Below are 24938 nucleotides of genomic sequence, written 5' to 3' on the forward strand. Positions count from 1 at the left end.
GCTGAGTTTCAGAGTTCCGGGTAACTATAGATCAAGGTCAACCCGACGACGTTTGCTGTGGCATCCGGCAAGCCATCTTGCTGGCGTTGCTTGTAGGTGTAGGTTAGGCGCGCCACCCAAAAAGGTGAGAGTTCCTGGCTGAACCAGGCGCCCACGTTGCGCAGGGTGTTAGGCGTCAAGCCCTTGGTCTTTTGCCATGAGGCAAGAAAACCGGCACTGCGGGTTTCATCAAAGGCATAACTAAATGCACCTTTAAGGTTATCCGCTTCAACAAGTCCGCCATCGCCGCTGGCGATAGTGGTACGACCGCCATCGATGCTCGCATCAAAACGCTCGCCGAGGTAGTGCAACTCGAAACCGCCCTCCCCGCCAGGACCACTGTCGGTGCCGGTCACCTTGTTGACGCCGACGTACACCGAACCCTTGAGTTGCTCGGAGACTTCAAAGTTCATACCGACTGTAGGCGTGTAGCTGTTCGAGGAGGCGATGGTGGTGCCCGATTCCGGCTCATAACGCTTGACGCCAAAACGTGTGAACAAATCCACACGCTCGCTCCACGAGTAGATCAAACTCGTTTCGTTCGACAGTTCGTCATAGTTGGTCAGGGTGTTCACATCGTAGCTGACACTCTTGTAATCGGTATTGTTTTCCAGGGTATTTCGCTCGTTGAGCGCCGTACGCCAGTTGCCACCTAACGAATACTCTTTTTGCGTACCGTCGGTTGCAACTACACCGGTTTCCTGGACCGCCGAAGACAGCGTGGAGCTCTCTTCATATTTGGCGTTGATACCGTAAGCACCGGTTTCAGTCTGGCGCTCCCAACCAAACCGCAACTTGGGGTCTTGGCGGTTGGAAACAACGGAGGTGTCAGATGAGTGCACGACGTTAACACCCAGGCCCAGCGTTAACGCATCCAGACCGGAAGTACCAACGAGGGTGTAGTCGGGGGCAACGATGGCGCGAGTCACGCCTTTTGAGCCGCTCGTCAACAACGCGGGATTACTGTCGTACTCGACAGTATTTGACACCACTACTGATGAATCCCAAGTGGTGGCATGGACCATGCCGGACCACGGCAGAAAGAAAATTGCCGTGGCAACTCCAGTCTTTCGTAACCCTGACAAGGTTGACCCTAGCGCATCGCTCAAGGTTAATTTACGACCAGCGTATCGCCGGCCTGAAGTGGGTAGTTAGTGGACAGGTCTTTGCCGGACATCAACGCGTTGTAATCCACGGGCAAGATCTTTTGATTCGGTGCATCACCACGCAACACCATGATTCCGCCCTTATCGGCGAATTTATCAAGGCCGCCGGACACGCTCAACACCTGCAGGACCGAGGTTGGCCCATTCAAATGCACTTCGCCGGGCTTCATCACTTTGCCTTGCACAAACACGCGATTACCTTCAGTGCCGGTGACGGAGACGCTCACGATCGGTTCTGGGTAATACTTCAGGAGGGCTTTGGCATAAAGTTTTTCGACAGCGGTGGTGTCGAGGCCCTTGACGTCAATCGGGCCTGTCAGCAACGGAGAGATCGTGCCGCCATCCAGCACTTTCAGTTCTTGCTTGAGCTTGTCTTCACCCCAAACAGAAATAGAAATGGCATCCCCGGGATTCAGCCGATAAGCCGCACTTTTTTCAGCGGCGTGCGAAAGGGTCGGCAATACCGACAGTGCGCACAGTACAGGTAACAAGAAACGCTTCATGGGATCCCTCCGCCTTATATAGCCTTGGAAATAGTTTCACATAAAAGCAGGAGCAAATCACTCTCCCCTGCGGCTATGTCCGAGGCCTGCATTTGCGGCACAAGACTATTTTTATTTAACAATAACTTGAAGTTGAACAAGCTGCCCCCGATGGCCACCCGCCAATTTAATAGCACTGCAAAAACAGGCTATCGCACTACTTGACCGTTGCCTGCGCCTATATAAGCGAGGGCAAAAAAATCGTCTACCTACACCTTGCGTCGATTGGCCACTACTACAAAACCCAACAAGGCTGAAGAAAACAACCACGCTGCGGCGGGCAACGACATAGCGTTCTGCTGAGTACCGTAGGCATTTGTTTGCGCACTCAAATCTTTACCTTGAGCAGACACATCGGCCACCAGCTTATCATTTGGAAGTTCCGCCATTAAACCGTCGCACGCAGAACTATTGACGCTGGTAACCGGGTCTGAAGCAGAGGTAAACAGGTTGGTAAGTTGCGCTGCCGGAGCATTATAGAAGTAAATAGCGCTCAGCAATGAAGGTACACCGTGGCCACTTCCGAACGTAATCGGTGCGCTGGCTTGCTCTTCCACGGGCATGCCGGTTTTTGGGGCATTTTCTGCACACGAAGTACCTATGCGACTAATTTCATAGGTCAAATCGCTCGCCTGCGCGCTCAAAATCGCCGCACCATTAAAGAGCACAGACAACAAAACGGATTTGATGACGAGTGACTTGCGCATATCACGGCCTACCTGGAAGAAAGAGCTATTTTGCCGCCGGATGACATAACTGTTTCCGGAATGACTGGAGCGTATAAGCACATCGCCATTACGTCAATAGCCCGTCACGACAATAGAAAAAAATAAAATTCACAGCCGGATGGCGTCAAAATAACGACACAAAACACTCGTTTAAGACTGGGTTTTTATGCGCAGGAAGTACTTCAGGTTTGAGCGCTAACCCATTGGAATGTCTGCACCACCCACAGCGGCCCCCCGCGCCTCGCCAACAAACCGACTCTTTAAGGTCAGCGCCCTGCCGTAAATCGGGAGTTACACGCTATAGCGCTTTCGATAAACACCTGGAGACACGCCGAAGCGCGCCTTGAACGCCGAGGAGAAATAGCTGGAGTCGGAGAAACCCCAGGCGTAGCACAGTGCCGAGAGCTTTTGCTCGCCAGGTGCGCGTCGCAGGTTTTCTGCGCAAAAGTCCAGGCGTCGGTGTTTGATGTACTGCGCCACCACCAGACCGCGCTTGGAAAACATCCGGTACAAGCCTCGTACCGAGATCCCCACTTCACTGGCAATCAGCTCCGGGCACAAGGCTTGCGCGCTGATGTGCGCATCAATGTAGGCGATGATTTTACGAAACTGCCGTTCGTGGGAGTCGGCACCGCTGTGGCGAGAACTGATGCCCGGTAACAGCAGGCTGGCGAGCGCATCGAGGACCGCCTCGCTTTCGTTCATGTCCAGCCAGTCTCTTTGGCGAGTGTCCAGTACCAACTGGTTGGCCAGCGCGGCCAAAGGCGTGTTGCCGGCGATGCGTGTGGCGCAATTGACGCCGCTGAAGTGTGAACCGCGCTCCAGCACCTGACGCGGCACGATCAATGAAAGTTGGCGTGAGTCTTCGTTATAAGTCATGTCGCTGGGGCGGCAGGCGTCGATCAAGGCGATATCGCCACAATCGAGTCGGGCCCGGTTATCCCCTTGCTCCAGTTGCGAGCTGCCGCGCATCTGGAACACTGCATAGTAGTGGCCGTCGCTGCTGACGCTGACATCCTTGCTGGTTCGATACAGGTGCACGTGCGCCATGTCGACCACGCTTAAGTTGATTGCACCGTTGCGGTGCTCCGCCAGCTCGCCGTAAAAATCGGTGTCCAATGCCCGGGCATCGAAACGCCCACAAGCCTGGTTGACTTGGCTCAACCAGTTCTCGAATGCCTCATTGCGAATCGCTGAAGAATCAATCATCAGTGCAAAGCCTCACGCATTTTTTATTTTCTTCGACCGCTTCGTCGAGCGGCTCGGCAACTAGTTTGTAGCGGGCAGCCGCCAACGTCGACAACTACCGGGGCGCTATTCAACAGCCTCACGCGTTCGCGTGCCAGTGTTCCCTGAATTAATCATGCACTAACAGACCAGTGGAAATCGCCAGCAATTATTCAGCTGCGGGGCCATTTGCGAAGACTGGCACAGACACACAATCACTTGGCAGCCAGAGCAATTCTTCGTTTGCAGCGCCAAGGCAGAATCGAATGGCAAGACTCTGCCAACAGCACCCGCGATTTGCGTGAACAATAATTCAGGGAGTCCCCCCTAATGCGAGCCACCAGGATCACCGTACAGTCAGCGCTGAGTCTCAGCCTGCTAGTACTCGGTTTGAACAATGCCAGCGCGGACCTGCCCGCAGACACTATCGGCCAGACCGTATTGGCATTTCCGCCGGAAACTCATCGGGCATTTGTCGTCGATGTTGAGTTCGAGAGCTTCGTGGCCGGCCGTGTCACCGTGGTCGACCCCGATAAAAAACGCATTCTCGGCATGGTCCCCACCGGTTTCGCCGCCCCTTCGACGCTGAGCCACGATCAGAAAACCCTCTACAGCGCCGACATTTTCTACTCGCGCGGTACTCGCGGCACCCGCACTGACGTGCTCACGGCTTGGGACAGCTCAACCCTGTCGCCGGCCTGGGAACTGCTGATCCCAACCAAGCGTGCCGAGTCGCTGACCCAGCGTTATGGCTTGAAGACCAGCGCCGATGACCGCTTCGTCTACGTCTACAACTTCACGCCGTCGACCTCGGTGACCGTTGTCGACACCCAAGCCAAATCGGTGACCGCCGAGCTGGCCATTCCGGGATGCGTGCTGAATTACCCGGTCGGCAATCGACGCTTCGCCTCACTGTGCGGCGACGGCAGCCTGCAGGTCATCACGCTGAATGACCAAGGCCTGGAAACGGCACGCAGCCGTACGCCGTTCTTCGATCCCAATGCGGAAAAGCTCAACGAGCGCGCCGTGAACGTTGGCGACACGTATTACTTCACCACGACCACCGGCACCATCCGCCCGGTCGACTTCTCGGGTGATGCGCCAAAAATCCTGCCCTCATGGTCACTCACCTCCGAAGAAGAAAAGAAAGCAGGCTGGGCGCCGGGAGGCTGGCAGTTAATGGCCGTGGCGCCGAAGCTGAACCGCTTGTACGTGCTGATGCACGACGCTCACGAAGCCATGAAGTGGGAAGACCCCAGCCCGTTGATCTGGGCGTTTGACCTCAAGACCCACAAAAAACTGGCAACCCTGGAAGCACCGGTTCCGGTGTGGAGCATGCAAGCCACTGGCGACGACAAACCGCTGTTGCTCGGTGCCGACGTTGAAGGTGGTTTGCAGATCTTCGACCTCACCACCAACAAGCTCACTGGCAGCATGCCGAAAGTCGCGAAAACGGCGACCCAGGTCATGAGCTATTAACGAGGTTCGGCCATGCACATAGATCCGATCTTCATCATTGCCAGTGCACTCGCTATCGCGGTGTTGCTGGCCAACGCTGCAACTCACAAGTTGCGAGCACCGGCACGTTTTGCCAAGCAACTGACGGACTACCAACTGCTGCCAAACGCACTGGTCCGCCCGGTTTCAAGGGTCGTTCCAGTACTGGAGCTGGCCATCGCTTTCGCCTTGCTGGTACCGGCCAGCCGTTCGTGGGCTGCGTTGGCGGCCGCCAGCCTGCTGGCACTGTACGCGGCCGCTATCGGCATCAACCTGTGGCGCGGCCGTCGAGACATTGACTGCGGCTGTGCCGGCCCGGATCAGGCCCAACCGCTGCGTCCGATCCTGCTCGTGCGCAACAGCGTGCTGGTGGGGCTGGCACTGCTGGCCAGCGTGATGCCGATTGTTCGCGACCTGAACGTTTTCGACGGCTTTGTGACCATCGCCGCCAGCGCTGTTGCGCTGCTTGTTTACGCTGCAGCCGATGGCTTGCTGGCGAACTCCCCTCTTCTGCTCAAACTGATTGGTAGGTGAAAAATGGAAGGCTTGATTGTTTCCAATGCGCTGCTCTGGATATTGCTGCTGGCTCTGGCCTTTGCGGTCATGGGCCTGGTTCGTCAGATCGGTGTGCTGCATGGCCGTATTGCTCCGGCCGGCGCACTGATGGTCGATAAAGGCGTAGCCGTCAACGAACCCGCACCGCAAGTCACTGCCACTGACCGCAACGGCCGTCCGGTGAATTTCGGTTATGCCGCGGAAAAATCGCAACTGCTGTTCTTTCTCTCTCCGACCTGCCCGATCTGCAAATCCTTGCTGCCGGCGATCAAGTCGATTGCCCGGGAACAAGCCGATCGCCTGGACGTGGTGTTCATCAGTGACGGCGATATGGAGGCTCAACAGGCGCTGATCCGCGAACACAAACTGGATGACGTCACTTATGTGGTCGGTCCGCAAGTCGGCATGACCTATCAAATCGGCAAGTTGCCTTACGCGGCGCTGATCGACAAGGCAGGCACCTTGCGCGCCAAAGGCCTGGTCAATTCCCGTGAACACCTGGACAGCCTGTTCGAAGTCGAGCACCTGAAAAGCGCGACGCTGCAGGAATACCTGAACAGCCAACCCCATCCGCATGACCACAGCCACGGCCATAGCCACTGATTAAGGCAGGGAGATAGTTATGAAACTGCTGGATCTGTTGTTTGAGCGCTCGACCCGTCGCGTTGCCGACACCACCTCGCGACGCAAACTGTTGTCACGCATGGGTTCCTTGATGGTCGCGGGCGCTGCACTGCCCCTGTTGTTGCCACTGGACCGCACCAGCAAGGCATTGGCCGCCGATGCGCCGAAGGCTGGCGACCCAGGCGATCCGAACAGCTGCGACTACTGGCGCTACTGTTCCATCGATGGCTTCTTGTGCAGTTGCTGCGGAGGCTCGGTAACGTCCTGCCCGCCAGGCACCGAAGCTTCCCAAGTGACCTGGATCGGTACCTGCCGCAACCCGTCCGACGGCAAGGACTACATCATTTCGTACAACGACTGCTGCGGTAAGCAGAGCTGCGCCCAGTGCGCCTGCACCCGCAACGACAGTGAGGAGCCGGCCTACCGTCCGTTCAACAACAACGACGTTAACTGGTGCCTGGCTGCCAAGTCGCACATCTACCACTGCACGGTTTCGATCATTCGCGGCGTCGCCGTTTAACGTGCGTTCACCGTCGGTTGCGTAAGCAGCCGGCGGTTTTTTTGCTTTCCGCAGAGGTGCTCGCCATGCGCAGGTTATTACTCGTCGGCCTGGTGTGCTTCATCGCCGCCCCGCTCGCTTATGCCAGAGCCATTCCCAACCCGGCGCAGCGTCATGCACCGGGCAATGAAGCACCGCAAACACCCATTGCCGAGGCCGGCTATAGCGTGGGCGTGAACTATCAATTGCAATGCGCCGGCTGCCACTTGGGCAACGGCATGGGTTCGCCCGCCAACGACACGCCGAGGATGGCCGGATTTGTTGGCAATTTTCTGAAAGTGCCCGGTGGCCGTGAGTTCCTGGTGCGCGTGCCGGGCATGTCGCAGTCTGCGCTGAACAATGCGCAACTGGCCGATTTACTCAATTGGTTGATGCGCGAAGACGGCATGGCCGGCAAGAGCACACCCGTCAATTACCAGCCTTTCAGCGCCGAAGAAGTCACTGTTCTGCGCCAAAAAGCCATGCTCAACCTGCCCGGAACCCGGGCCGGACTGATCAAGGAAATGCGCGCACAAGGTATCGCCATTGAAGACGGAATGAATGACTGAGCGTCGGGGTTGATGCCTTGCCAGCGATGGCGATTTCGCAGACGCCATCACCGGCAAGCCGGTTTCCTGCGGGATTTGCGTTAGCACCATACATTCCTGCATCACCACGTTTCCTGCGGGGCTTGAAGTGGCTTCAGCCGAGTGTCGGGGAGTTGTCGAGCAGCGTGCGCGTGTACGCTGCCTGTGGCTGATCGAGGACCTGGTCGACTGTGCCCTGCTCCACGACTCGCCCCTGTTTGAGCACCAATACGCGATCGGCGATGGCGCGGACCACGCCGAGATCGTGGGTGACGAACAGCAGCGTCAGCCCTTCCTGTTGCAATTGGCGCAACAGGGCCAGAATCGACGCTTGTACCGACACATCCAGCGCCGAAGTGATTTCATCGCAAATCAGCAGTTTCGGCTCACAGACCAGCGCGCGGGCAATCGCAACACGCTGGCGCTCGCCACCCGACAAGCTGTGAGGGTATAAATCCGCCACCGAAACCGGTAGCGAAACGCGCTTCAGTACGGCCTCCACTCGCTGGCGGGCGACGGTGCCCTTGATGCCGAAAAAGTGCTCCAACGGCGCGCTCAATGTCTGATAAATCGTTTGCCTCGGGTTCAGCGCCCGGTATGGATTCTGGAAAATGTACTGAATTTGATGCCGCTGCGCGCTGTTGCGCTTACGTGTCGACAACGCCAGCAGCGCGCCGGCGTAATGCAACTCGCCCTCGGCATTTTCCCCCAATCCGGCGACCGCACGGGCCAGGCTGGTTTTGCCGGAGCCGGACTCGCCAACCAACGCCAGGCACTCGCCGGCGGCCAGATGCAGCGACACCTCGAACAGCACCTGGCGGTCATAGGCCACGTTCAGGTCCTTGATCTGAAGCAACGGCGCACGCGTCAGCACCTCGCCAGCGCGCGGCAACGGTGCTTGGGCCTGCAACTGCAATGGCTGAAGATGCGGGTCGATGCAGGCCACTTCCTGCGATGACAAAACAGCGTGCAACGCAGGTTCGGCCCCAGAGCAACTAGCACTGCTGCGTGGGCAACGTGGCGCAAAAGCACAGCCTTGCGGTCGCTGCCCCGGTGCGGGTGCGTGCCCGGCAATCGCTTGCAAATCACGACGCTGCGCAACGTCCGGAATCGCGGCCAGCAAGCCTCGGGTGTAAGGATGAGCCGGCTGTTTGAACAACGCCTCGCGGCTGGCGACTTCGACGATACGCCCGGCGTACATCACCATCACCCGATCCACCAGGTCCTTGATCACCGCCAGGTCATGCGAGACATACACTGCAGCGACACCCAGGCTTTTGCACAACCGACGCAAGGTCGCGAGGATGTGCGCCTGCGTGGTGACATCCAGCGCGGTAGTCGGCTCATCCAGAACGATCAATGCCGGGCGCAGGACAAACGCCAACGCCAACATCACTCGCTGCTGCTGCCCACCGGACAACTGGTGAGGAAAGCGCCGCAGGAATTGCGCATCCTCCGGCAGGCCGACATCGCGCAGGGTTTCATTGATGCGCCGCTGTTGCGCCGCGCGATCGAGCTGCACCTGATGCGCTGCCAGCGTTTCACGTAACAGACTGCCGATGCGCAGCGCCGGGTTCAACGCCGTCGCAGGGTCTTGTGCCACGTAACCGATCAAACTGCCTCGGGCGCGGCGCAGCGCTTCACCTTGCAGTGCCAGCAACGACTGGCCACTTACTTCGACCTGGCCACCGACAATTCGCGCGCCCCGCCGGGCATGGGCCAACAACGCAGTGGCCAGCGTGGTTTTGCCCGAACCGGATTCACCCACCAACCCCAGAATCTCTCCCGCCTCAAGGCTGAAGGACACACCGGACACCACATCGATCTGGCCCGCAAGCTCCACCCGCAGATTGTTGACGTACAACACCTGCGAACTCATCACAGGGGGACGGTGTTGTATCCCGGCAAGTGCATTCATGGTTGTTTTTCTCCGATCCGTGAGCTGCTGCGACCGATGCCTTCAGCCAGAATGTTGGTGCCATAGGCGAAGATGCCGATCAGGATCGCCGGCGCCAGCACCGCCCACGGCTGTACCAGCAGACCGGCCTGGTTTTCGTTGATCATCAGCCCCCAGTCAGCGGTCGGTGGTGCGACGCCGTAACCGAGAAAACTCAATCCCGAGAGCATGCCCACGCCCCAGGTCAGCATGTTGCCAAAATGCACCAACAGCGGCGTAAGGATGTTCGGCAATATTTCCCGGAACAGAATCCGGCGCCTCGAATAGCCCATCATTTGCGCGGCCTCGACAAACTCTTGCCCCGCAACCGATACCGCACTGCCGCGTGCCAGACGAATCACCCCGGGCGTGAACGCGATGGCCACCGTCAACACAATCAGCCACGGCGCACGGCCCAGCATCGAGACGATCAACAGCACCAGGATCAGGTCGGGAAACGCCAGCGACACATCCGCCAGCCACGTGATCAACTGATCCAGGCGGCGCCGGGAAAAACCTGCCAGCAAGCCCAGCGTGCTGCCCGCCAGCAGCGCAATTGACGCCGCCGCCACTGACATCCACAGCACCGACACGCCGCCACTGAGTAACCTAGACAACACGTCATGCCCCAGAAAGTCGTAGCCCAGTAGCGCAGCACCCACCGGTGCGCCATAAATCGAGCCGACCATATCGGTGGGGCTGTGCGGCGCCAGCCATGGCCCAAGCAATGCCAGGGCAACCACCAGCAGGGTGATCAGCACGCCTTTGCGGGTTTGTGGTTCGGCCAACCACACGCGCCAGCGCGCTTTTCGCGAGTCAATCATGCATCACCTCTCAAGGCGCCTTGGGTGCGGAACGTCGCCACCAGGGCTGAATGCCCCGACGGTTGCGCCTGATCAGGGTGACCCGGCGCGCGGTACGCAGTTTTGGGGTCAGCAGCACGGTCAGCAGGTCAGCGAACAGATTGATCAGCACCACGCCCAGGGTAATCACCAGCACGATGGCCTGGATCATCGGCAAATCACGCATCTGAATCGCCGAATTCAGCGAAGTGCCGATACCCGGGTAGCTGAAAATCACCTCGGCCAGCAACGCGCCGCCGATCAGCGTGCGCAGCGTCAGCGCTACGCCCTGAATGGCCGGGATCAGTGCATTGGGCAGCGTGTGGCGCCAGACAATGCGCCACTCGGGAATCCCCCGCAGCCGCGCGGCGATGACGTAATCGGACTCCAGCGCCTCGATCATCGAGGCGCGCACCATGCGCGTCAGGTAAGGCAGTGCCGACAAACTCAGGGCCAACACCGGCAATACCAGAAACTGCAACTGACGCAGCAACGATTTGTCCGGATCAAGGATGGAGACGGCGGGCAACACGTCCATGTGCGGCATGGAAAACAGCAGCACCAGACCGATTGCCAACAAGAAACCGGGCGTCGCCTTGAGGAAAATCAGCAGCGACAGGCACCAGCGATCCAGACGACTGTCACGGCGCAACGCCAACGCAACACCGAGCAGCAGCGCGGCGGGCACCACCAGCGCAATCACCCCGGCAAGGAGCGCCAGGGTGTAGCCAAAACGCGCAAACAGGATGCTGCCAACCGGCGCATTGGAATCCAGTGAAACGCCAAGTTCACCGCTCAGCGCATGCCCAAGCCAGCGCACATACTGTTCGAGCACCGGTCGGTCCAGTCCCAACTGCCGTTGCAGCGTAAGAATGCTTTGCAGTGGCGCATCGGGCCCCAGGATCACTCGCGCCGGATCTGAAGGCAGCGCTTGCGTGGCAATAAACACCACCAGGCTGATGACCCACGCGGTGAGCAAGCCATAAATCAGTCGCCCGATAAACCAGGACAACCAGGCCGGCGTGCGCGGTGTTTTGCACGTTGAGTCATGCATGATTGAGCCACATCTCGTCGAAACGCCAGGAAGCGAATGTGGTTTGTTCAGGCTGCAAGCCACCGACCCGAACCGAGGCTGCATCCAGCACATCGTTGAAGCCCCAGATCAGCAGTCCACCCCGCGCGTGTTGAATGCTTTGTGCTTCGTGTACCAGCAGTTTGCGCTGCTCAAGATCGGGTTGTGCCAGCGCTTGCCGGTACAACGCGCTGAAGCGCTCATCGTGGAAATTGCTGCGGTTGTAAATCGCTTGCGGGGCATCGTTGTGCAGCGCCGAAGCCAGAAAACCCCGCGCCGGGGTAGAGCCCGGTGACAGCAGCCAGTTTTCCCGTTGCGGACCGTTGAACACCGAACCGTCGACCTGGGTGACCTTGATCTCGACCCCGGCCTTTTTCGCCTGCTGCGCAAAGACCAGCGCCGCGTTCACACCCGGCCCCGGGGTGGTGGTCAGTTCCACGCGCAAGTCATCAGCCCCGGCCTGTCGCAACAGCGAACGTGCCTGGTCAAGGTCGTAGGGGCGCTGCGCGATGCTGTGGTTGTAGGTAGGATCATGCGGTGAATACAGGTCGTTGGCCACACGACCAAAGCCGTTCAGCCCCCGGTCGACCAACTCTCGCCGGTCGGCCAACATGCGAAATGCCTCGCGCACTCGCTGATCCTGGAACGGCTGTTTTGCCACATTCAGGTTGAACCCGGTGAACGAAGTACTCGGCGAGGCGTAAAATCGCAAGCGCGAATCAGCCTTGAGCAGCGCGCTGTGTTCGGCCTGCACACCACTGGCCACGTCAATCTGGCCGGCACGCAGCGCCGCTGCCCGTGACACCTGATCCTTGAATTCGATGATCTCCAGCTCATCGGCGTAAGGCTGGCCGGGTTTGTAGTAATTCTCGAAACGCTGGTACAGCGAACGCTGTCCGGGAATAAAACTTTTAAGTTTGTAAGGCCCGGCGCCGACTGGATTGGTGATCGGGTGGTAATCGGTCGGCACAATGCCGCCGAAGCTGATCAGGGTTTCATCCAAGGGGTAGAAACTCTGGCCGTCCTTGAAACGGATTTCAACGGTGCGCGCGTCCAGTTTGCGTAACGCATTGCGGTCGATGGCACCCACCAGACCCGCAAATGGCGACGCCAATGCCGGATCGGTCAGGCGCAAAATCGAAAACAACATGTCATCGGCGCCAATGCTCTTGCCATGGTGAAACTCGAGCCCGGGCTTGATACGAATCACCCAGGCGCTGGCATCGGCGTTGGGCTCGGCAAATTCCGCGAGCGCCAGGCGCGTACTGACATCGGTGTTCCATTCCCAGAACTTGCTGTACAGCGCCCAGCCGCGAATGATCCCGCCGCCCACCGGTTTGTGGGCGTCGAGGTTGCCTGATTGATCGCCATCGATAATGCCGACCCGCAACCGGCCGCCGTGCATTGGCGTGCTGCCCAGGGCTGCTGCGGTTGCGACCTCTCCCCCGCCATCACAGCCACTGAGCAGACTGCTGCCAAGCAGCAAACCGCCGCCGACGGCCAGGCCATTACCGAGAAAACTGCGACGGGAAAATAGCTCGCTCATCAACGTCGTCCTCAGGCCTGCCCGGCTGCCAGCGCGCGCGGTTGTATCGCGGGGCTGACGCCCAGCCGAGGCACGTCGAAACCGTGGTCCAGGTCGAGCAACGGAAACAGCAGATCCGCCACTCGGTGTGCTTCATCAATCAACGGAAAACCGGAAAGTATGAAGGCCGAGACGCCTTGCGCTTCGTACTCACGAATGCGCTCGGCAACCTGTTCGGCACTTCCAACCAGGTAGGTGCCGGCTGCCGGCCCGAGAATATTGAAGCCAAACAGGCTGGGGCCGAGCCACACGTTAGGGTAGATCTCCAGGTCCCGCGCCGAAGGCAATCGCCCCGCACGAATGGCGTCAACGTTGCGCTGGATTTGCGGGTCCTCGCTGCGAAAGCTCTCCAGGGTTTCGCCAGCAGGCAGTTGGCGCTCGATGGCCGTGCGCGCGGTCTGCAGCGACGTGCGTTGCAAGAGTTTTTCGGCGTGAGCCCACGCCTCCTCCTCGGTTTCACGGACGATGATTTGCAGGCGCGTGCCGAAGGTCAATTCGCGGCCCAGCTTCGCAGCCTCGGCGGCCACTTTACGGAACTTGTCGCCGAGTTTCGGCGGGGTGTTGGCAAAGCTCAGGTACACGTCCAGCAGTTGCACCGAATGCGCAACGCCGGGGCCTGAAGTCCCTGCGCCCCACAGCGGTATGCCGGGTTGCTGCCGTGGCGGGTGCCAACCGCCCAACGGGTGACCGGCAGCGCCCGGCGAGCGTGGTGCAAGCTTGACGTACTGGCCGTCGAAGCCTGCGGTTTCGCCGGCATAGATGCTTTGAAAGGCGCGCCAGTACTCGAGGCTGAAGTCGTAGCGTTCGTCGTGCGGGTAATGCACGCCAAGCGTCGCCAGACCGGCGTCATTGCCATTGACCACGTTGAACAGCAACCGGCCGTTGGAGAACTGATCGAAGGTCAGCGCCCACTTGGCCAATACCGCTGGGGACAATTCGCCAGGGTGCTGCGCCACCAGAAACCGCAACCGCTGGGTGGCATCGATCAAGGACGCTGCAACCGCCAGGCTCTCGTTGGGACTGGAACCCAGCAGCGAACCGTAATAACCCAACCGATCACTGGCCACTGCCAGTTGTTTCAAGTGCTCGAAATCAGTTTTCCAGCGGCCCGCAGGCTCCCACGGATAAGGCCCGTCGGGAGTGGTGAGGTACCAAAGAATTTTTACCGCCATGCGCATATTCCTTGAAGGGTGAACATCCTTTCAACCGCCGTCAGGCGCGACGGTCAATGGCCGGCACCAAGCCCAGTTCGGTAGCCTTTTCGTACAGGCCGCTCATTTTCCATTGCTGGGTCAAAACACCTGGGCCGTAAGCCCGCGAGCCACCCAGCGCATCGGCGAGCAATTGCAGTTGCGCGCCCTCCTCCAGCAACAAGATGAATTCGGCGGTCGCGCGCAGGCCTTGCTTGCCCCACACCGTGGCGCCGCCGTTAGCTTCCAGAATGGCCAGGTTGAAGGGGTTCTCGGCAATCTTCTCGAGGATGAAATCTACCTCTTGCTGGCGCCGGTCGATGTACACCGGCAACTCGCGAGCAAGCTGATAACGCTGCACCGGCACATAGTGAAATGGCAGCGTGCGGTGGGTTTGCGCCCAGGCACCGAGGTACGGTGAGTGCACATGCGACACCGTGGTCACGTCAGGCTGTTGCTGGAACAGTTTGGTGTAACGGCCCAAACCGCCCTTGCCTTTGCCAAGAATCACGTTGCCGGCAAAGTCGGTAACGGTGGCTTGCAGCGGCTTGCGGTAGTTCCACGGGCCGCCATAGTTCACCGACACCAACAGTTCCTGGCCCGGTACGCGCTCGATAAACCCTACGGTGCCGTTGGCGGTAATGGTGTTGGTTTCACGGAACACGGTGAAGGCCGCTTCAGCCTCGACCAGCACCTTGTCGACAAAACTTTGCAGTGCTTCGCTGATCGGTTGTTCGCTGATCGGCTTTTCATTGATGAGTACAGTCATGGCAGTTCTCCACAGTCAGGCGCGGCGCTTGGCCAACAGTTCATGGGCGGCTTGCAGGGGGCGCGGATCGACCCAGTCGGCGATCGAAAAATCGCGCTCCAGGAAGCCGTGCAGGTACAGAAAGTCTTTTTGAATATCGAGAAATTCCAGACGCTGTGTCGACAGGTCTGGCGCCAGCGTGGTGTGGAATTCACCCCGGTAGGCTTCGGCGACACCGGCACTGCCGGCACGGGTTTCTTCTTCGAGAATTGCGTTCAACGCATCGCGATTATTGGCCGCCCAGTCGGCGGCGCTGAGGGTTTGCGCGAGAAAGCGCACCACCAGGTCGAAATGGTTATCGAGCAGGCTCTGGTGAACCGTGATCGGACGCGGCGTACCGTTGTTAATGCGAAAACGCGGCTCGGCGATCAGGTCCAGATCGATACCCACCACCAATCCGAGACGGCGCGCGGCGTCGGCCGCCGACGCCCCTTTGACGTACACCGCATCCACTTCACCGCGCACCAGGTAATCAAGGCCTGACCACAGCCGCTGCAAACCTTCCTGCGGGTTCGCTGCCTGCTCCTGATTCTGCAGGGCGACTTCCACCAGGTGGACATCATCGAAACCCAACCCTGCCAGGCTCAACGCCCCTTTGTAGCCGTGCAGGCTCATGGCACGAGCGATGCTCCCGGGACGGTTTTCACCCCAGGCCGGAAGCGCCAGGCGCTTGCCTTTCAAGTCTTCCGGGCGGCGAATACCGGAGTCGGGGCGTACCAGTATCGTTTGCCATTCTTCAATCCAGGTCAGGCCGATCAAGCGACTCGGTGCACCCGCCGCTCGCGCCGCCAATGCGGGTACATTGCCGCCCTCGCGAAACAGCCCTGGCAGCTCATGATCGTAATGGTGATGCCCCAGTTGACGAGCCTCTTGCAAGGTCGAAACCGGCAGCCCGTCGGCAGCGAATTCTTCGCTTAACCAACCGAGTTTGTAAGCAATGCCCGAGGCGGTTGGAACCGGGCAGCGGGTGAACCAGATCTGATCCAGTTCGGCCTGGTCAGCAGGCCGGGGTTGTTTGGCAGCAAGCGTCATGGGCAGCTCCTTGGGTTGAAACGTCGGTAGCGGTGACTGTTGCCAGGGCTATTGCAGCGCCCGTGCCAACAAGCAAAAGCCCCGGTTTACAGGGCTTTGCGCGTCACTTCGAAGAATTGCCCAGGGCTGATTGCTGAACGGCCAGCAGGTTTGCACGTGCACTGCTGCTCATGCAGCAGTGGCCATGACTGTGTTGCTTCTGGAGCAGCACACGCTGCGCCTTACCCGCGCCAAACCCTGCGCAGGGCAAGGTTTTCGGCCCTTGGCGCAGAACTTGCTCAAGGCACTTTCAATGCCCATACAGGCCCATCAACAAAGGTAAAACCATGAGCAAGGTTGAACACGATCCCGCCGGCCACCTGACACAACACCAGGCCCCGATCCGTCTGTTAAGCAGCGAAGCGCAAGCCATCGAAGTCGCACGGGAGATTGCCGTAGAAATTGCCGAAATCGCCGCCGATGCCAGTCAGAACGGCCAGTTGCCACGTCGCCAGGCACAGCTGTTATCCGACAGCGGCCTGACCGCTATCGGTGTGCCGCAAGCGTTTGGCGGCCTCGGCGCTTCGGTAGAAACCATCGTCGAAACCGTGCGCATCATCTCGATAGCGGACGGTGGCGTGGGCCAGTTGCTGCAGATTCATAACGTGATGCTGCGCGGCATTTTCAGCGGCTACCCCGATGACATTCGTGATCGCCTAGTGCGCGATGTGCTGGCCGGCAAGCGCTTCGGCAACGCCTTGGCTGAAGTAGGCGGTAAAAATAAATTTGCCCTCAAGACCCGTGTCGAACGCCGCGCCGACGGCAAGCTGATCCTTAACGGCAGCAAGTTCTACTCCACCGGTTCGTACCTGGCCGAGTGGATCTCCCTGACCGCTGCCAGCGATGACGGCGGCGCCGGTGTACTGCTCAACCGCAATGCCCCAGGCCTGACGTTGGTGGATGACTGGGAAGCATTCGGTCAAAAAAACTCGGTCAGCGGCACGGTGATTTTCGACAACATTGAGCTGGACGAAAGTTTTGTGTCCCAGCGCAAGGGGCCGATGAAACGCACCGGTCTGACCTTCCCGCAGATTCTTCACGCCGCCATCGATACCGGCATTGCCGAAGGCGCGCTGTCGGCTGCCGTCGAATACCTCAATCAACATGCCCGGCCATGGGTGGAAAGCGGTGTCGAGCAGGCTAATCAGGAACCGCACATCATCAAGCAGATCGGCGAATACGCCGTGGCGCTACGCGGTGCGCAATCGTTACTGCGGGACGCGGCGCGGGTGTTCGACCAGCACGAACTGGACCCGGAAAACAAAGCACTGCAGGACGAGCTAATCCTGTCGGTCGCCACCGCGCGTGCGCATTCGGACGCGGCCTCGCTGAAAATTTCCAGCGACATTTTCTCGCTGCTCGGCGCCAGCTCATCGCTGAGCAAATGGAACCTCGACCGGTTCTGGCGCAACGCCAGGGTTCACACCACGCATGACCCTGTCCGCTGGCGCTTGCATCACGTCGGCAATTACTACCTCAACGGCGTTGACCCGGGCGAGTACACCGCGATTCTCAATGCCAAGGAAAAACAGGGTGCCACGCATCCCGCGCGTTGATCGCACCTGGACCCTTAAATCAGAGCTTTTTCATGATCGAAAAACACCCTCTCTTGCGCAGCCTGGCGATTTACCGGGAGATGCCCTGGCGCTTCGTTCTGGTGGCGGCGTTGTACATTGCAGTAAACCTCGGGCTGGTCTGGCAGCAATGGCTGATCGGGCATGCCGTCAATGATGTCAGCGCCGGGCGCGCCGTGGTGCGGTTGGCCGACGGCAGCCTGGACGCCAGCCTCGGTTGGTACTGGCTGTGGCTGATGCTCGCCGTGGCGCTGGGCCGCGGTGTGTTGCAATACGCCGCCAGCGTGCTATCGCTGGTGCTCAGCCAGGAACTCCTGACGCGCTTGCGCGAACGCATCCTGCAGCAGGTGCAGAACCTGCACCTGGGTTACCACTGGCAGCACGGTATGGGGGAAATGATCACCCGCACCACTCGCGATGCCGACAAGGTTCGCGACGCGCTGATCAGCTTCTGGCGCCAAGTGCTGGAAACGCCGCTGGTGGTGTTGGCCACGGTGGGTCTGCTGAGCTGGTACGACCCGCTGCTGGGGTTGGTGCCGTTATTGTTGACGGTGGTCGGCCTGTGGATTTTCGTGCGCCAGACCGAGCGCCTGGTCAGCCTCGACCGGGCGGTCGGCGAAGCCTATGACCGGGTCAATCAGGACCTCAGCGAAGGCATTGGCGGCGTACGGGTGATCAAGTCATTTGGTCTGGAGCACAGCCGCATCCAGCGTTTCGCCACGCAAGTGAACGTTTTCGCCGAGCACGCGCGGCTGGCCCTTGCCTACTCAAGTTCACGGATACCGCTGCCGCAAGCCGTCGTCGCACTGGGCCATGTGTGGATTCTGGTCTACGGCGCGCACCTGGTCGCCGACGCCCGACTGGGTATTGGCGAGCTCGTCACTTCATTGTTGATTGCCACCACGCTGGTGTTTCGCATCGAAGGCATTGGCCGTGTGATGCAGACCTTCGCCGATGCGCGTTCGAGTGCCGAACGTATCTGGCAACTGCTCGACGAACCGGCGGCCATCCGCAGCGGCCCTGCGACGTTGCCCGATACAGCGGTGGGTTTGAAACTGGAACGGGTGAATGTCAGCGCGCCCGGCGGTGGCCGGGACATTCTTCACCACTGCTCGCTGACGTTGCAGCCTGGTGAAATTGTCGCCCTGGTGGGTGCAACCGGCACTGGCAAAAGTGTGTTGGCGAGTCTGTTACCGCGTCTGAGCGATGTCAGCTCCGGTGCGGTTCTGCTGGGCTCTGACAGCGCTGGCTGGCAGGACATCCGTCAATTGAACCTGGACCAGGTTCGTCGCCGGGTGCATGTGGTGCCACAGGAAAGCTTCCTGTTTTCCGACACGCTGGCCGCCAACCTGCGCCTGACCGCGCCGCACGCCAATGATCAACAGTTACGCCACGGCCTGCGCCTGGCCGCTGCCGACGATGTGCTGCAGCGTTTGCCACAAGGTTTGGCCACCCCACTGGGAGACCGTGGCGTGACGCTGTCGGGTGGTCAGCGTCAGCGCCTGAGCCTGGCTCGCGCCCTGCTCGGCGAACCGGACATTCTGTGCCTGGACGATGCCACCAGCGCACTGGATGCGATCAGCGAGCGTCAGGTGCTGAACAACATTCGCCAGCTGCGCCGCGATCAGGGACGTGCCACTACCTTGCTGGTGATCTCCAGCAAGCTGTCGACCATTCTTCTGGCAGACCGCGTGTTGATGCTGCAGGACGGCCGGATCGCCGCCGATGGCACGCACGCCGAACTGCTAAAAACCAACCCGGACTACCGCGACTTGCTAGGGATCGATCATGGCTAACCCAATCGCCGGCAAAGCCCTGAGCGACATTGAAATTGAAGAAATGCTGGCGAGGAAAGCCCTCGACCGCAGCATGTTCAGTCGTTTATTGCCGCTGCTGCGGCCCATTCGGCGGCATATTTTCGGGGTCATCGGCATCGAAGTGCTGCTGGTGTTCACCGTGTTTTTACGGCCATGGTTTGTCCGTGAATTGCTCGACCGAGGGTTGATTCAGCAAAACGATCATTGGTTGCTGGATGAGCGCTTGGTGCTGTGGCTCGGGTTGGGGCTGGCGGCGAGCTGGCTGGGGCGTTTTCTGTTGGCCGGTATTTCGCAATTCGTTGCCGGCAGTGCGGCGATCCGCGTGCTCAACGACTTGCGGGTGCGAGTGTTTGCCCACGTTCAAAGCCTCAGTGTCAGCTACTTCGACCGAACCAAGGCCGGGCGAATCATTTCCCGCGCCGACCGTGACGTCGACGCGCTCGAACCCTTATTGATTCAAGGCCCTCCCGAGTTGCTGGGCGCGTTGCTGCGCTGCGGCCTGGCGTCAGTGATGTTATGGCGGATCGACCCGCGATTTTTCCTCAGCCTGGCCGCCACCGTGCCCTTGCTCGTCTTGGCGACCTGGAGTTTCAAACGCATTTCGCAGCGCAACTGGTCGAAAGTCGCGGAAAACCGCAGCCGCTTCACCGCGCACCTGGTGGAGAGCGTCAGCGGTGCGCGCATGTTGCAGCAATGCGCCCAGCAAGCGCCAAACCTGAGGCGTTATCGCGGTCTGCTGGAGGATTTTAATCAAGCGTTGATCCGCGGCAGTTTGCGTTCCAGCTGGTTTGCCCCCTTCACCGCACTCCTCAGCTCGGCCGGCATGGCGCTGCTGTTGCTGGTGGGAGCTTTTGGCCTGGCGCAGCAGGACGTGACCGTGGGCCAGGTCGCGGAAAGCCTGTTTTATGTGTTCCTGTTTCTCGGGCCGCTGCAAGAGTTGTCGGACCTGTTCGAGCGCTACGCCACGGGTTCGGCCTCGGCGCAACGGATCTTCCTGCTGCTGGATACAAGGCCCGACATCAACGACAGCACCGCCCCTCAAAGCCTGAACAGGGCCCGTGGCAACGTGAGCTTCGAGCGCGTGCGGTTTGCTTACAACAGCGACAGCCCGTCACCGGTCATTGATGATCTGGACCTGCACATTCCGGCCGGCGAAGTGCTGGCAATCGTCGGCCCCTCGGGGCATGGCAAAAGTACCTTGGTGCAGTTGCTGACGCGTTTTTACGATGTGCAATCGGGCGTGGTCAAACTGGATGACATCGACATTCGTGACCTGACACAGCATCAACTACGGCGTAATGTCGGTGTGGTATTGCAGGACAACGTGCTGTTCAGCGGCAGCATTCTCGATAACTTGCGCCTGGCCGCGCCGACTGCCGACGACGCCTGCCTGATTGCCGCCGCGCGTGAGTTAGGCGCGGACGAAGTGCTGGAACGCCTGCCCCATCAATACCAGACCGAAGTCGGTCCGCTAGGCGCGCACCTCAGTCACGGCCAGCGGCAATTGGTGTGCCTGGTGCGCGCCTACCTCGCAGACCCGGCAGTACTGGTGCTGGACGAAGCCACCTCGGCCGTCGACATCCACACCGAGCGCCGTATTCAGCGAGCGTTTCGTCGCCTGTGCGAAGGGCGTACCGCGATCATCATCGCCCACCGTTTGGCGACCATTCGCGACGCCGACCGCATCGCCGTGATTCGTCATGGGCGCCTTGTCGAACAAGGGCCTCACAGCCAGTTGATCGACCAGGGCGGCGCGTATGCGGCGTTGTATCAAACCTATCTGCGCAGCGCTGAAGCGGGTGCCTCCATCGACGATATCGTCGCGACGGCCTGACCACCTGCATGCTCACGCGCCGCGTGGGCATGCAGCCTGTTGCGCCCCCAGCAACCATTGCTGACGGGGTGCTGCTACAGAAGCACCTCGCCCGTTCAAGGCCTGCCGCGAATCGTCAGACACCCGCCGCTGCGGGTCGAAACCGCTGCAACCTTGCATGGCATGTCCGTTGCAATCCTCCTGACAACACGTCTTCGCACCTGCGCGACGCGACGCGTACTTGAATCAGGAGCATTCCATGAGCACTGAGTTTTTCTGGCGCCTGCCACTCGGCACCGATGGCCCGCAGTTGACCACCGACAAACACAACCGTGGCAACCCGCACTACCGTCCTGGCCATATCGCACCGGGTCGTTTGCCGAACGGTGAGCCCGATGACTTCACCTACATCGACTACATCGCCCAGGTCGCCAAAGCCGCCGAACTCGCAGGCTTTGAAGGTGCGTTGCTGCCCACCGGTCCCGAGCCATGGATTGCCGCCGCCGCCCTCGCCCGTGAAACCCGGCGCATCAAGTTCCTGATTGCGTTCCAAGCCACCTGGACCCTGCCGGCCTACGCCGCGCAGCAAGCGGCCATCCTGCAAAACCTCAGCCGCGGACGCCTGGAGTGGAACATCATCACCGGTGGTAACCCGGCCAGCCAACGGGCTAACGGTGATTTTCTCGAACACGACCTGCGCTACAAGCGCACGGGTGAGTTCCTCGACATCATCCAGGGCCTCTGGCAGAACGAACGGTTCTCCTACGATGGCGATATTTACCAATTGGAAAACGGCAGCCTGCCGCACGGGTTGCAGAACGAACGCAAACCCGGTGTGTATTTCTCGGGTTTCTCCGATGCGGCGCTGGGTGTGGCGGCTAAACATGCCGACGTTTATCTGAACTGGGCCGAGCCCATCGACAAGCTCAAACCGCACATCGACCGGGTGCGCGAACTCGCCGACAAACAAGGACGCAGCGTGCGTTTCGGCTTGCGCGTGGACCTGTTCGCCCGTGAAACCGAAGAGTTGGCGTGGAAAGACCTGCGTCGCCAGTTCGACAAGCTCGAAGGCAAGAGCAGCACGGTCGCCAAGGGCTTCACCAGCGGTTCCGACTCGGTCGGCGCGGCGCGGCAAACCGCCTATCACCAAAACGTCGATCGCTTCGACGACCTGATCATCGGCCCCAATCTGTGGGCCGGTTTCGCCAAGGCTAAACCGGGGCCCACCGTAGGCCTGGTCGGCAGCCATGAAAACATCGCCGAGCGCCTGGTGGAATACCGCGACGCTGGTTTCTCAACCTTCATCCTCGCCGGCAATCCGCACCTGGAAGAGGCGTTGCGTATCGGCCAGGAAGTCTTGCCGCTGGTGCATCAACGCCCTGCCGTCGAACTGGCCACTTATTCAAAAGCCAGCGCCTGAGCGCTGCGGGAGAATCATTGATGACTCAACCCCTCGACACCCTCTGGTACACCCGCTGTCCGGTCCCGACCGGGCTTGGCATCGCGGTGCAAAAAGGCTGGTTGCAAGACACCGTCGGTGCGTTAGGCACTGAAGTTCAATCGTTGCGCGAATCCACCGACAAGGCTGTGCGCGAATCGCACTTCGATCACACCCTGCGTAATTCAGTCCGCCATGGCGGCAATATCCCGGCCATCTGGGCTCGGGCCCAAGGCCGCGAAACCCGGATTATCGGTCTGTCGTGGGCCGATGAAGTGCAATTGATCCTGACCCGCGCTGACAGTGGTATCCGCACGGTCAAGGACCTCAAGGGCCGCCGTTTTGGCCTGCCGGACTGGGCTGGCGCGCAAATAGATTTCACCCGTGCCCAAGCGCTGCGCGGGTTGGAGAACGCGCTGAAACTTGAAGGCTTGCAAGTGGGCGATGTGCAACTGCTGAACTTTCGCTATGAAGGCACCTTCAGCGACCCGCAAGTCAGCACCGTCAACGGTACGCCGGTCAGCACGCAGCGCGTCGAGGGTCGTAACCTGGAGCTGGTGGGCCTGCTGCGCGGAGAGGTTGACGCGATTTTCCTCAAAGGTGCCAGCGCGGCCCGCCAGGCACACGAGTTTGGCTTGCACACAGTGATCGATACCGGTTCACACCCCGACCCGCTGATACGCAGCAATAACGGCACGCCGCGCACACTGGCCGTGGACCTTAACTTGCTGGACAACCACTTCGACGTCGCTACCGGCATTCTTGATTCGGTACTGCGTGCCGAACAATGGGCCCACACCCACCCGGAAGAAACACGCCGCTACCTCGCCCGCGAAACCAACAGCAGCGAGTATTGGGTCAGCGCCGCGTATGGCGAGGACGCCCATTTGCGCCTGCGTACCGCGCTTGATGAACAGGCGATAAATGCCTTGCAGGACTTCACACACTTCTTGCACCGCTGGCGCTTCATTCCGAAAACCTTCGAGGTGCGCGACTGGATCGATCAGCGACCGCTCAACGCGTTACTGCAATCCCACACCGCACTGGCAGGCTAACCCGCCAGGTGTCATGGACTCGAACTGAAGACCTTTATGAGCAAACCACTCGATACGCTTTGGTACACCCACAGCCCAGTGCCGACCGGCCTTGGCATCGCCGTGCAATCCGGTCGGCTGGCAGAAGCCTTTTTGCCGTTCGGCACCAACATCCAGTCACTGCGCGAGTCCAGCGAACGGGAAGTACGTGAAGCCCATTACGATCACCACCTGAAAAACTCGGTGCGCCACGGCGGCAACATTCCGGCCATCTGGGCCTACGCCAGTGGCGTGCAAACCCGAGTGTTGGGGTTGTCCTGGAGCGACGAGGTACAGTTGATCCTGACCACTGCGGAAAGCGGTGTGAACAGCGTTCGCGACTTGAAGAACCGCCGCTTCGGGCTGCCGAAATGGGCCAACGTCCAAATCGACTTCACCCGTGCGCAAGCCCTGCGCGGGCTGGAGAACGCGCTCAAGCTTGAAGGCCTTGAAGTCGCCGACGTCGAGTTGGTGGACTATCCCTACGGTGGCACCTACAGCGACGACCAGAAACAGCACGTTTTCGGTTCGGAGGTCAGCCTGGGCGTGACTCGCTTCAGCCGTCGCAACAACGAACTGATCGGCCTGCTGCGCGGCGACATCGATGCCATCTTCCTCAAGGGTGCACACGCCGTGCACCTGGCCAACGAGTTCGGTTTGCAGGTAGTGGTCGACACGGGTTCGCACCCAGACCCGTTGATTCGTTCGAACAACGGCACGCCACGCACCCTGACGGTGGACACACATCTGCTGCACGAGCATTTCGATGCCAGCGTGAAAATTGTCGATACCGTGCTGCGCACAGAACAATGGGCCTGGGCCAACCCGGATGAAACCCGACGTTTTCTGGCCCGCGAATTGAACACCAGCGAATACTGGGTTGCCGCCGCTTATGGCGAGGACGCACACCGCCGTTTACGCACCACGCTGGATGCGCGTTCGATTGAAGCACTGCAGGATTTCACTGACTTCCTGCATCGCTGGGACTTCATTCCCCGGCGTTTTGATGTGCGCGACTGGATCGATTTCAGCGTGCTGGAAAAGGTAATTGGTTCAACGTCGCGCCTGGCGGTGTAAATCGTTGTCACCCACGCCTTGGAGTTGCTGATGCAGCAGCAGATTTGCACTCGATCTCTGCTGCTGCAGCAACACCCGCCAAGCAACTTCTGCTGAATCCATGACAGGCTTTTAAAGCCTTGTTTTCACTGATTGCGCC

The 24938-nt window shown here is 59.8% G+C and carries 22 protein-coding genes; 11 read left to right on the forward strand and 11 right to left on the reverse strand.

The window, feature by feature from the left end:
* Positions 1-8: 8 nt before the first annotated feature.
* From ACQR3R_RS09905 to feaR, 4 genes are all read right to left on the reverse strand, one after another.
* The gene (locus ACQR3R_RS09905; RefSeq protein ID WP_428271915.1) at positions 9-1031 is read right to left on the reverse strand and encodes a hypothetical protein; all 1023 of its coding nucleotides are present in this window, start codon (positions 1029-1031) and stop codon (positions 9-11) included.
* A 119-nt stretch (positions 1032-1150) separates the two neighbouring features.
* Entirely contained in the window at positions 1151-1708 is a 558-nt protein-coding gene (locus ACQR3R_RS09910; protein WP_428271917.1) for a polysaccharide biosynthesis/export family protein, read from the reverse strand.
* Between the two features lie 248 nt (positions 1709-1956).
* Complete coding sequence (locus ACQR3R_RS09915) at positions 1957-2454, reverse strand: hypothetical protein (protein ID WP_428271918.1); 498 nt, start codon at positions 2452-2454, stop codon at positions 1957-1959.
* 312 nt (positions 2455-2766) lie between these two features.
* Positions 2767-3684 (reverse strand): transcriptional regulator FeaR, encoded by a 918-nt coding sequence (gene feaR, locus ACQR3R_RS09920; protein ID WP_428271919.1) that lies wholly within the window; start codon positions 3682-3684, stop codon positions 2767-2769.
* A 348-nt stretch (positions 3685-4032) separates the two neighbouring features.
* On the opposite strand from feaR, the gene ACQR3R_RS09925 reads away from it, so the two are divergent.
* From ACQR3R_RS09925 to ACQR3R_RS09945, 5 genes are all read left to right on the forward strand, one after another.
* Positions 4033-5181, forward strand: coding sequence for an amine dehydrogenase large subunit (locus ACQR3R_RS09925; protein WP_428271920.1), 1149 nt, complete (start codon positions 4033-4035; stop codon positions 5179-5181).
* 12 nt (positions 5182-5193) lie between these two features.
* On the forward strand, positions 5194-5733 hold the full coding sequence (locus ACQR3R_RS09930; RefSeq protein WP_428271922.1) for a MauE/DoxX family redox-associated membrane protein: 540 nt from the start codon (positions 5194-5196) through the stop codon (positions 5731-5733).
* Between the two features lie 3 nt (positions 5734-5736).
* The gene (gene mauD / locus ACQR3R_RS09935) at positions 5737-6357 is read left to right on the forward strand and encodes a methylamine dehydrogenase accessory protein MauD (protein ID WP_428271923.1); all 621 of its coding nucleotides are present in this window, start codon (positions 5737-5739) and stop codon (positions 6355-6357) included.
* Between the two features lie 19 nt (positions 6358-6376).
* Complete coding sequence (locus tag ACQR3R_RS09940) at positions 6377-6898, forward strand: methylamine dehydrogenase light chain (protein ID WP_428271924.1); 522 nt, start codon at positions 6377-6379, stop codon at positions 6896-6898.
* Positions 6899-6963: 65 nt separating this feature from the next.
* The gene (locus tag ACQR3R_RS09945) at positions 6964-7485 is read left to right on the forward strand and encodes a hypothetical protein (protein WP_428271925.1); all 522 of its coding nucleotides are present in this window, start codon (positions 6964-6966) and stop codon (positions 7483-7485) included.
* A gap of 133 nt (positions 7486-7618) precedes the next feature.
* Here the strand turns inward: ACQR3R_RS09945 and ACQR3R_RS09950 are convergent, their stop codons facing one another.
* Genes ACQR3R_RS09950 through ACQR3R_RS09980 form a run of 7 tightly spaced genes read right to left on the reverse strand, consistent with a single transcriptional unit; the run spans position 7619 to position 15968 of the window.
* Positions 7619-9421, reverse strand: a complete 1803-nt coding sequence (locus ACQR3R_RS09950) for a dipeptide ABC transporter ATP-binding protein (RefSeq protein ID WP_428271927.1) — start codon at positions 9419-9421, stop codon at positions 7619-7621.
* Positions 9418-10263 (reverse strand): ABC transporter permease subunit, encoded by an 846-nt coding sequence (locus ACQR3R_RS09955; protein WP_428271928.1) that lies wholly within the window; start codon positions 10261-10263, stop codon positions 9418-9420. Before ACQR3R_RS09955 ends, ACQR3R_RS09950 begins: the two co-directional genes overlap by 4 nt.
* Before the next feature lie 10 nt (positions 10264-10273).
* Positions 10274-11335 carry an ABC transporter permease subunit gene (locus ACQR3R_RS09960; RefSeq protein ID WP_428271929.1) on the reverse strand — a complete coding sequence of 354 codons (1062 nt, stop codon included), beginning with the start codon at positions 11333-11335 and terminating at the stop codon, positions 10274-10276.
* A complete protein-coding gene (locus tag ACQR3R_RS09965; RefSeq protein WP_428271930.1) occupies positions 11328-12899 on the reverse strand; it encodes an ABC transporter substrate-binding protein in 1572 nt (523 codons plus the stop codon). The genes ACQR3R_RS09960 and ACQR3R_RS09965 overlap by 8 nt, the downstream gene beginning before the upstream one ends.
* Before the next feature lie 11 nt (positions 12900-12910).
* Positions 12911-14110 carry an LLM class flavin-dependent oxidoreductase gene (locus ACQR3R_RS09970; protein WP_428271931.1) on the reverse strand — a complete coding sequence of 400 codons (1200 nt, stop codon included), beginning with the start codon at positions 14108-14110 and terminating at the stop codon, positions 12911-12913.
* Positions 14111-14150: 40 nt separating this feature from the next.
* Positions 14151-14897: a class II aldolase/adducin family protein gene (locus ACQR3R_RS09975; RefSeq protein ID WP_428271932.1), complete on the reverse strand. Its 747-nt coding sequence runs from the start codon at positions 14895-14897 to the stop codon at positions 14151-14153.
* A gap of 15 nt (positions 14898-14912) precedes the next feature.
* On the reverse strand, positions 14913-15968 hold the full coding sequence (locus ACQR3R_RS09980) for an ABC transporter substrate-binding protein (protein ID WP_428271933.1): 1056 nt from the start codon (positions 15966-15968) through the stop codon (positions 14913-14915).
* 326 nt (positions 15969-16294) lie between these two features.
* Here ACQR3R_RS09980 and ACQR3R_RS09985 point away from each other — a divergent pair, with 326 nt between their 5' ends.
* From ACQR3R_RS09985 to ACQR3R_RS10010, 6 genes are all read left to right on the forward strand, one after another.
* The gene (locus ACQR3R_RS09985) at positions 16295-17563 is read left to right on the forward strand and encodes an acyl-CoA dehydrogenase family protein (RefSeq protein WP_428271934.1); all 1269 of its coding nucleotides are present in this window, start codon (positions 16295-16297) and stop codon (positions 17561-17563) included.
* A 32-nt stretch (positions 17564-17595) separates the two neighbouring features.
* Positions 17596-19377 (forward strand): ABC transporter transmembrane domain-containing protein, encoded by a 1782-nt coding sequence (locus tag ACQR3R_RS09990; protein ID WP_428271935.1) that lies wholly within the window; start codon positions 17596-17598, stop codon positions 19375-19377.
* The gene (locus tag ACQR3R_RS09995) at positions 19370-21232 is read left to right on the forward strand and encodes an ABC transporter transmembrane domain-containing protein (RefSeq protein ID WP_428271936.1); all 1863 of its coding nucleotides are present in this window, start codon (positions 19370-19372) and stop codon (positions 21230-21232) included. Before ACQR3R_RS09990 ends, ACQR3R_RS09995 begins: the two co-directional genes overlap by 8 nt.
* A 238-nt stretch (positions 21233-21470) precedes the next feature.
* The gene (locus ACQR3R_RS10000; RefSeq protein WP_428271937.1) at positions 21471-22631 is read left to right on the forward strand and encodes an LLM class flavin-dependent oxidoreductase; all 1161 of its coding nucleotides are present in this window, start codon (positions 21471-21473) and stop codon (positions 22629-22631) included.
* A gap of 20 nt (positions 22632-22651) precedes the next feature.
* Complete coding sequence (locus tag ACQR3R_RS10005) at positions 22652-23704, forward strand: ABC transporter substrate-binding protein (protein WP_428271938.1); 1053 nt, start codon at positions 22652-22654, stop codon at positions 23702-23704.
* Between the two features lie 36 nt (positions 23705-23740).
* Positions 23741-24799: an ABC transporter substrate-binding protein gene (locus ACQR3R_RS10010; RefSeq protein ID WP_428271939.1), complete on the forward strand. Its 1059-nt coding sequence runs from the start codon at positions 23741-23743 to the stop codon at positions 24797-24799.
* The last annotated feature ends 139 nt before the right edge of the window (positions 24800-24938 follow it).

The sequence above is a fragment of the Gordonia sp. IEGM753 genome (assembly GCF_050321825.1).
In the GTDB taxonomy this organism is placed as follows: Bacteria; Pseudomonadota; Gammaproteobacteria; order Pseudomonadales; family Pseudomonadaceae; genus Aquipseudomonas.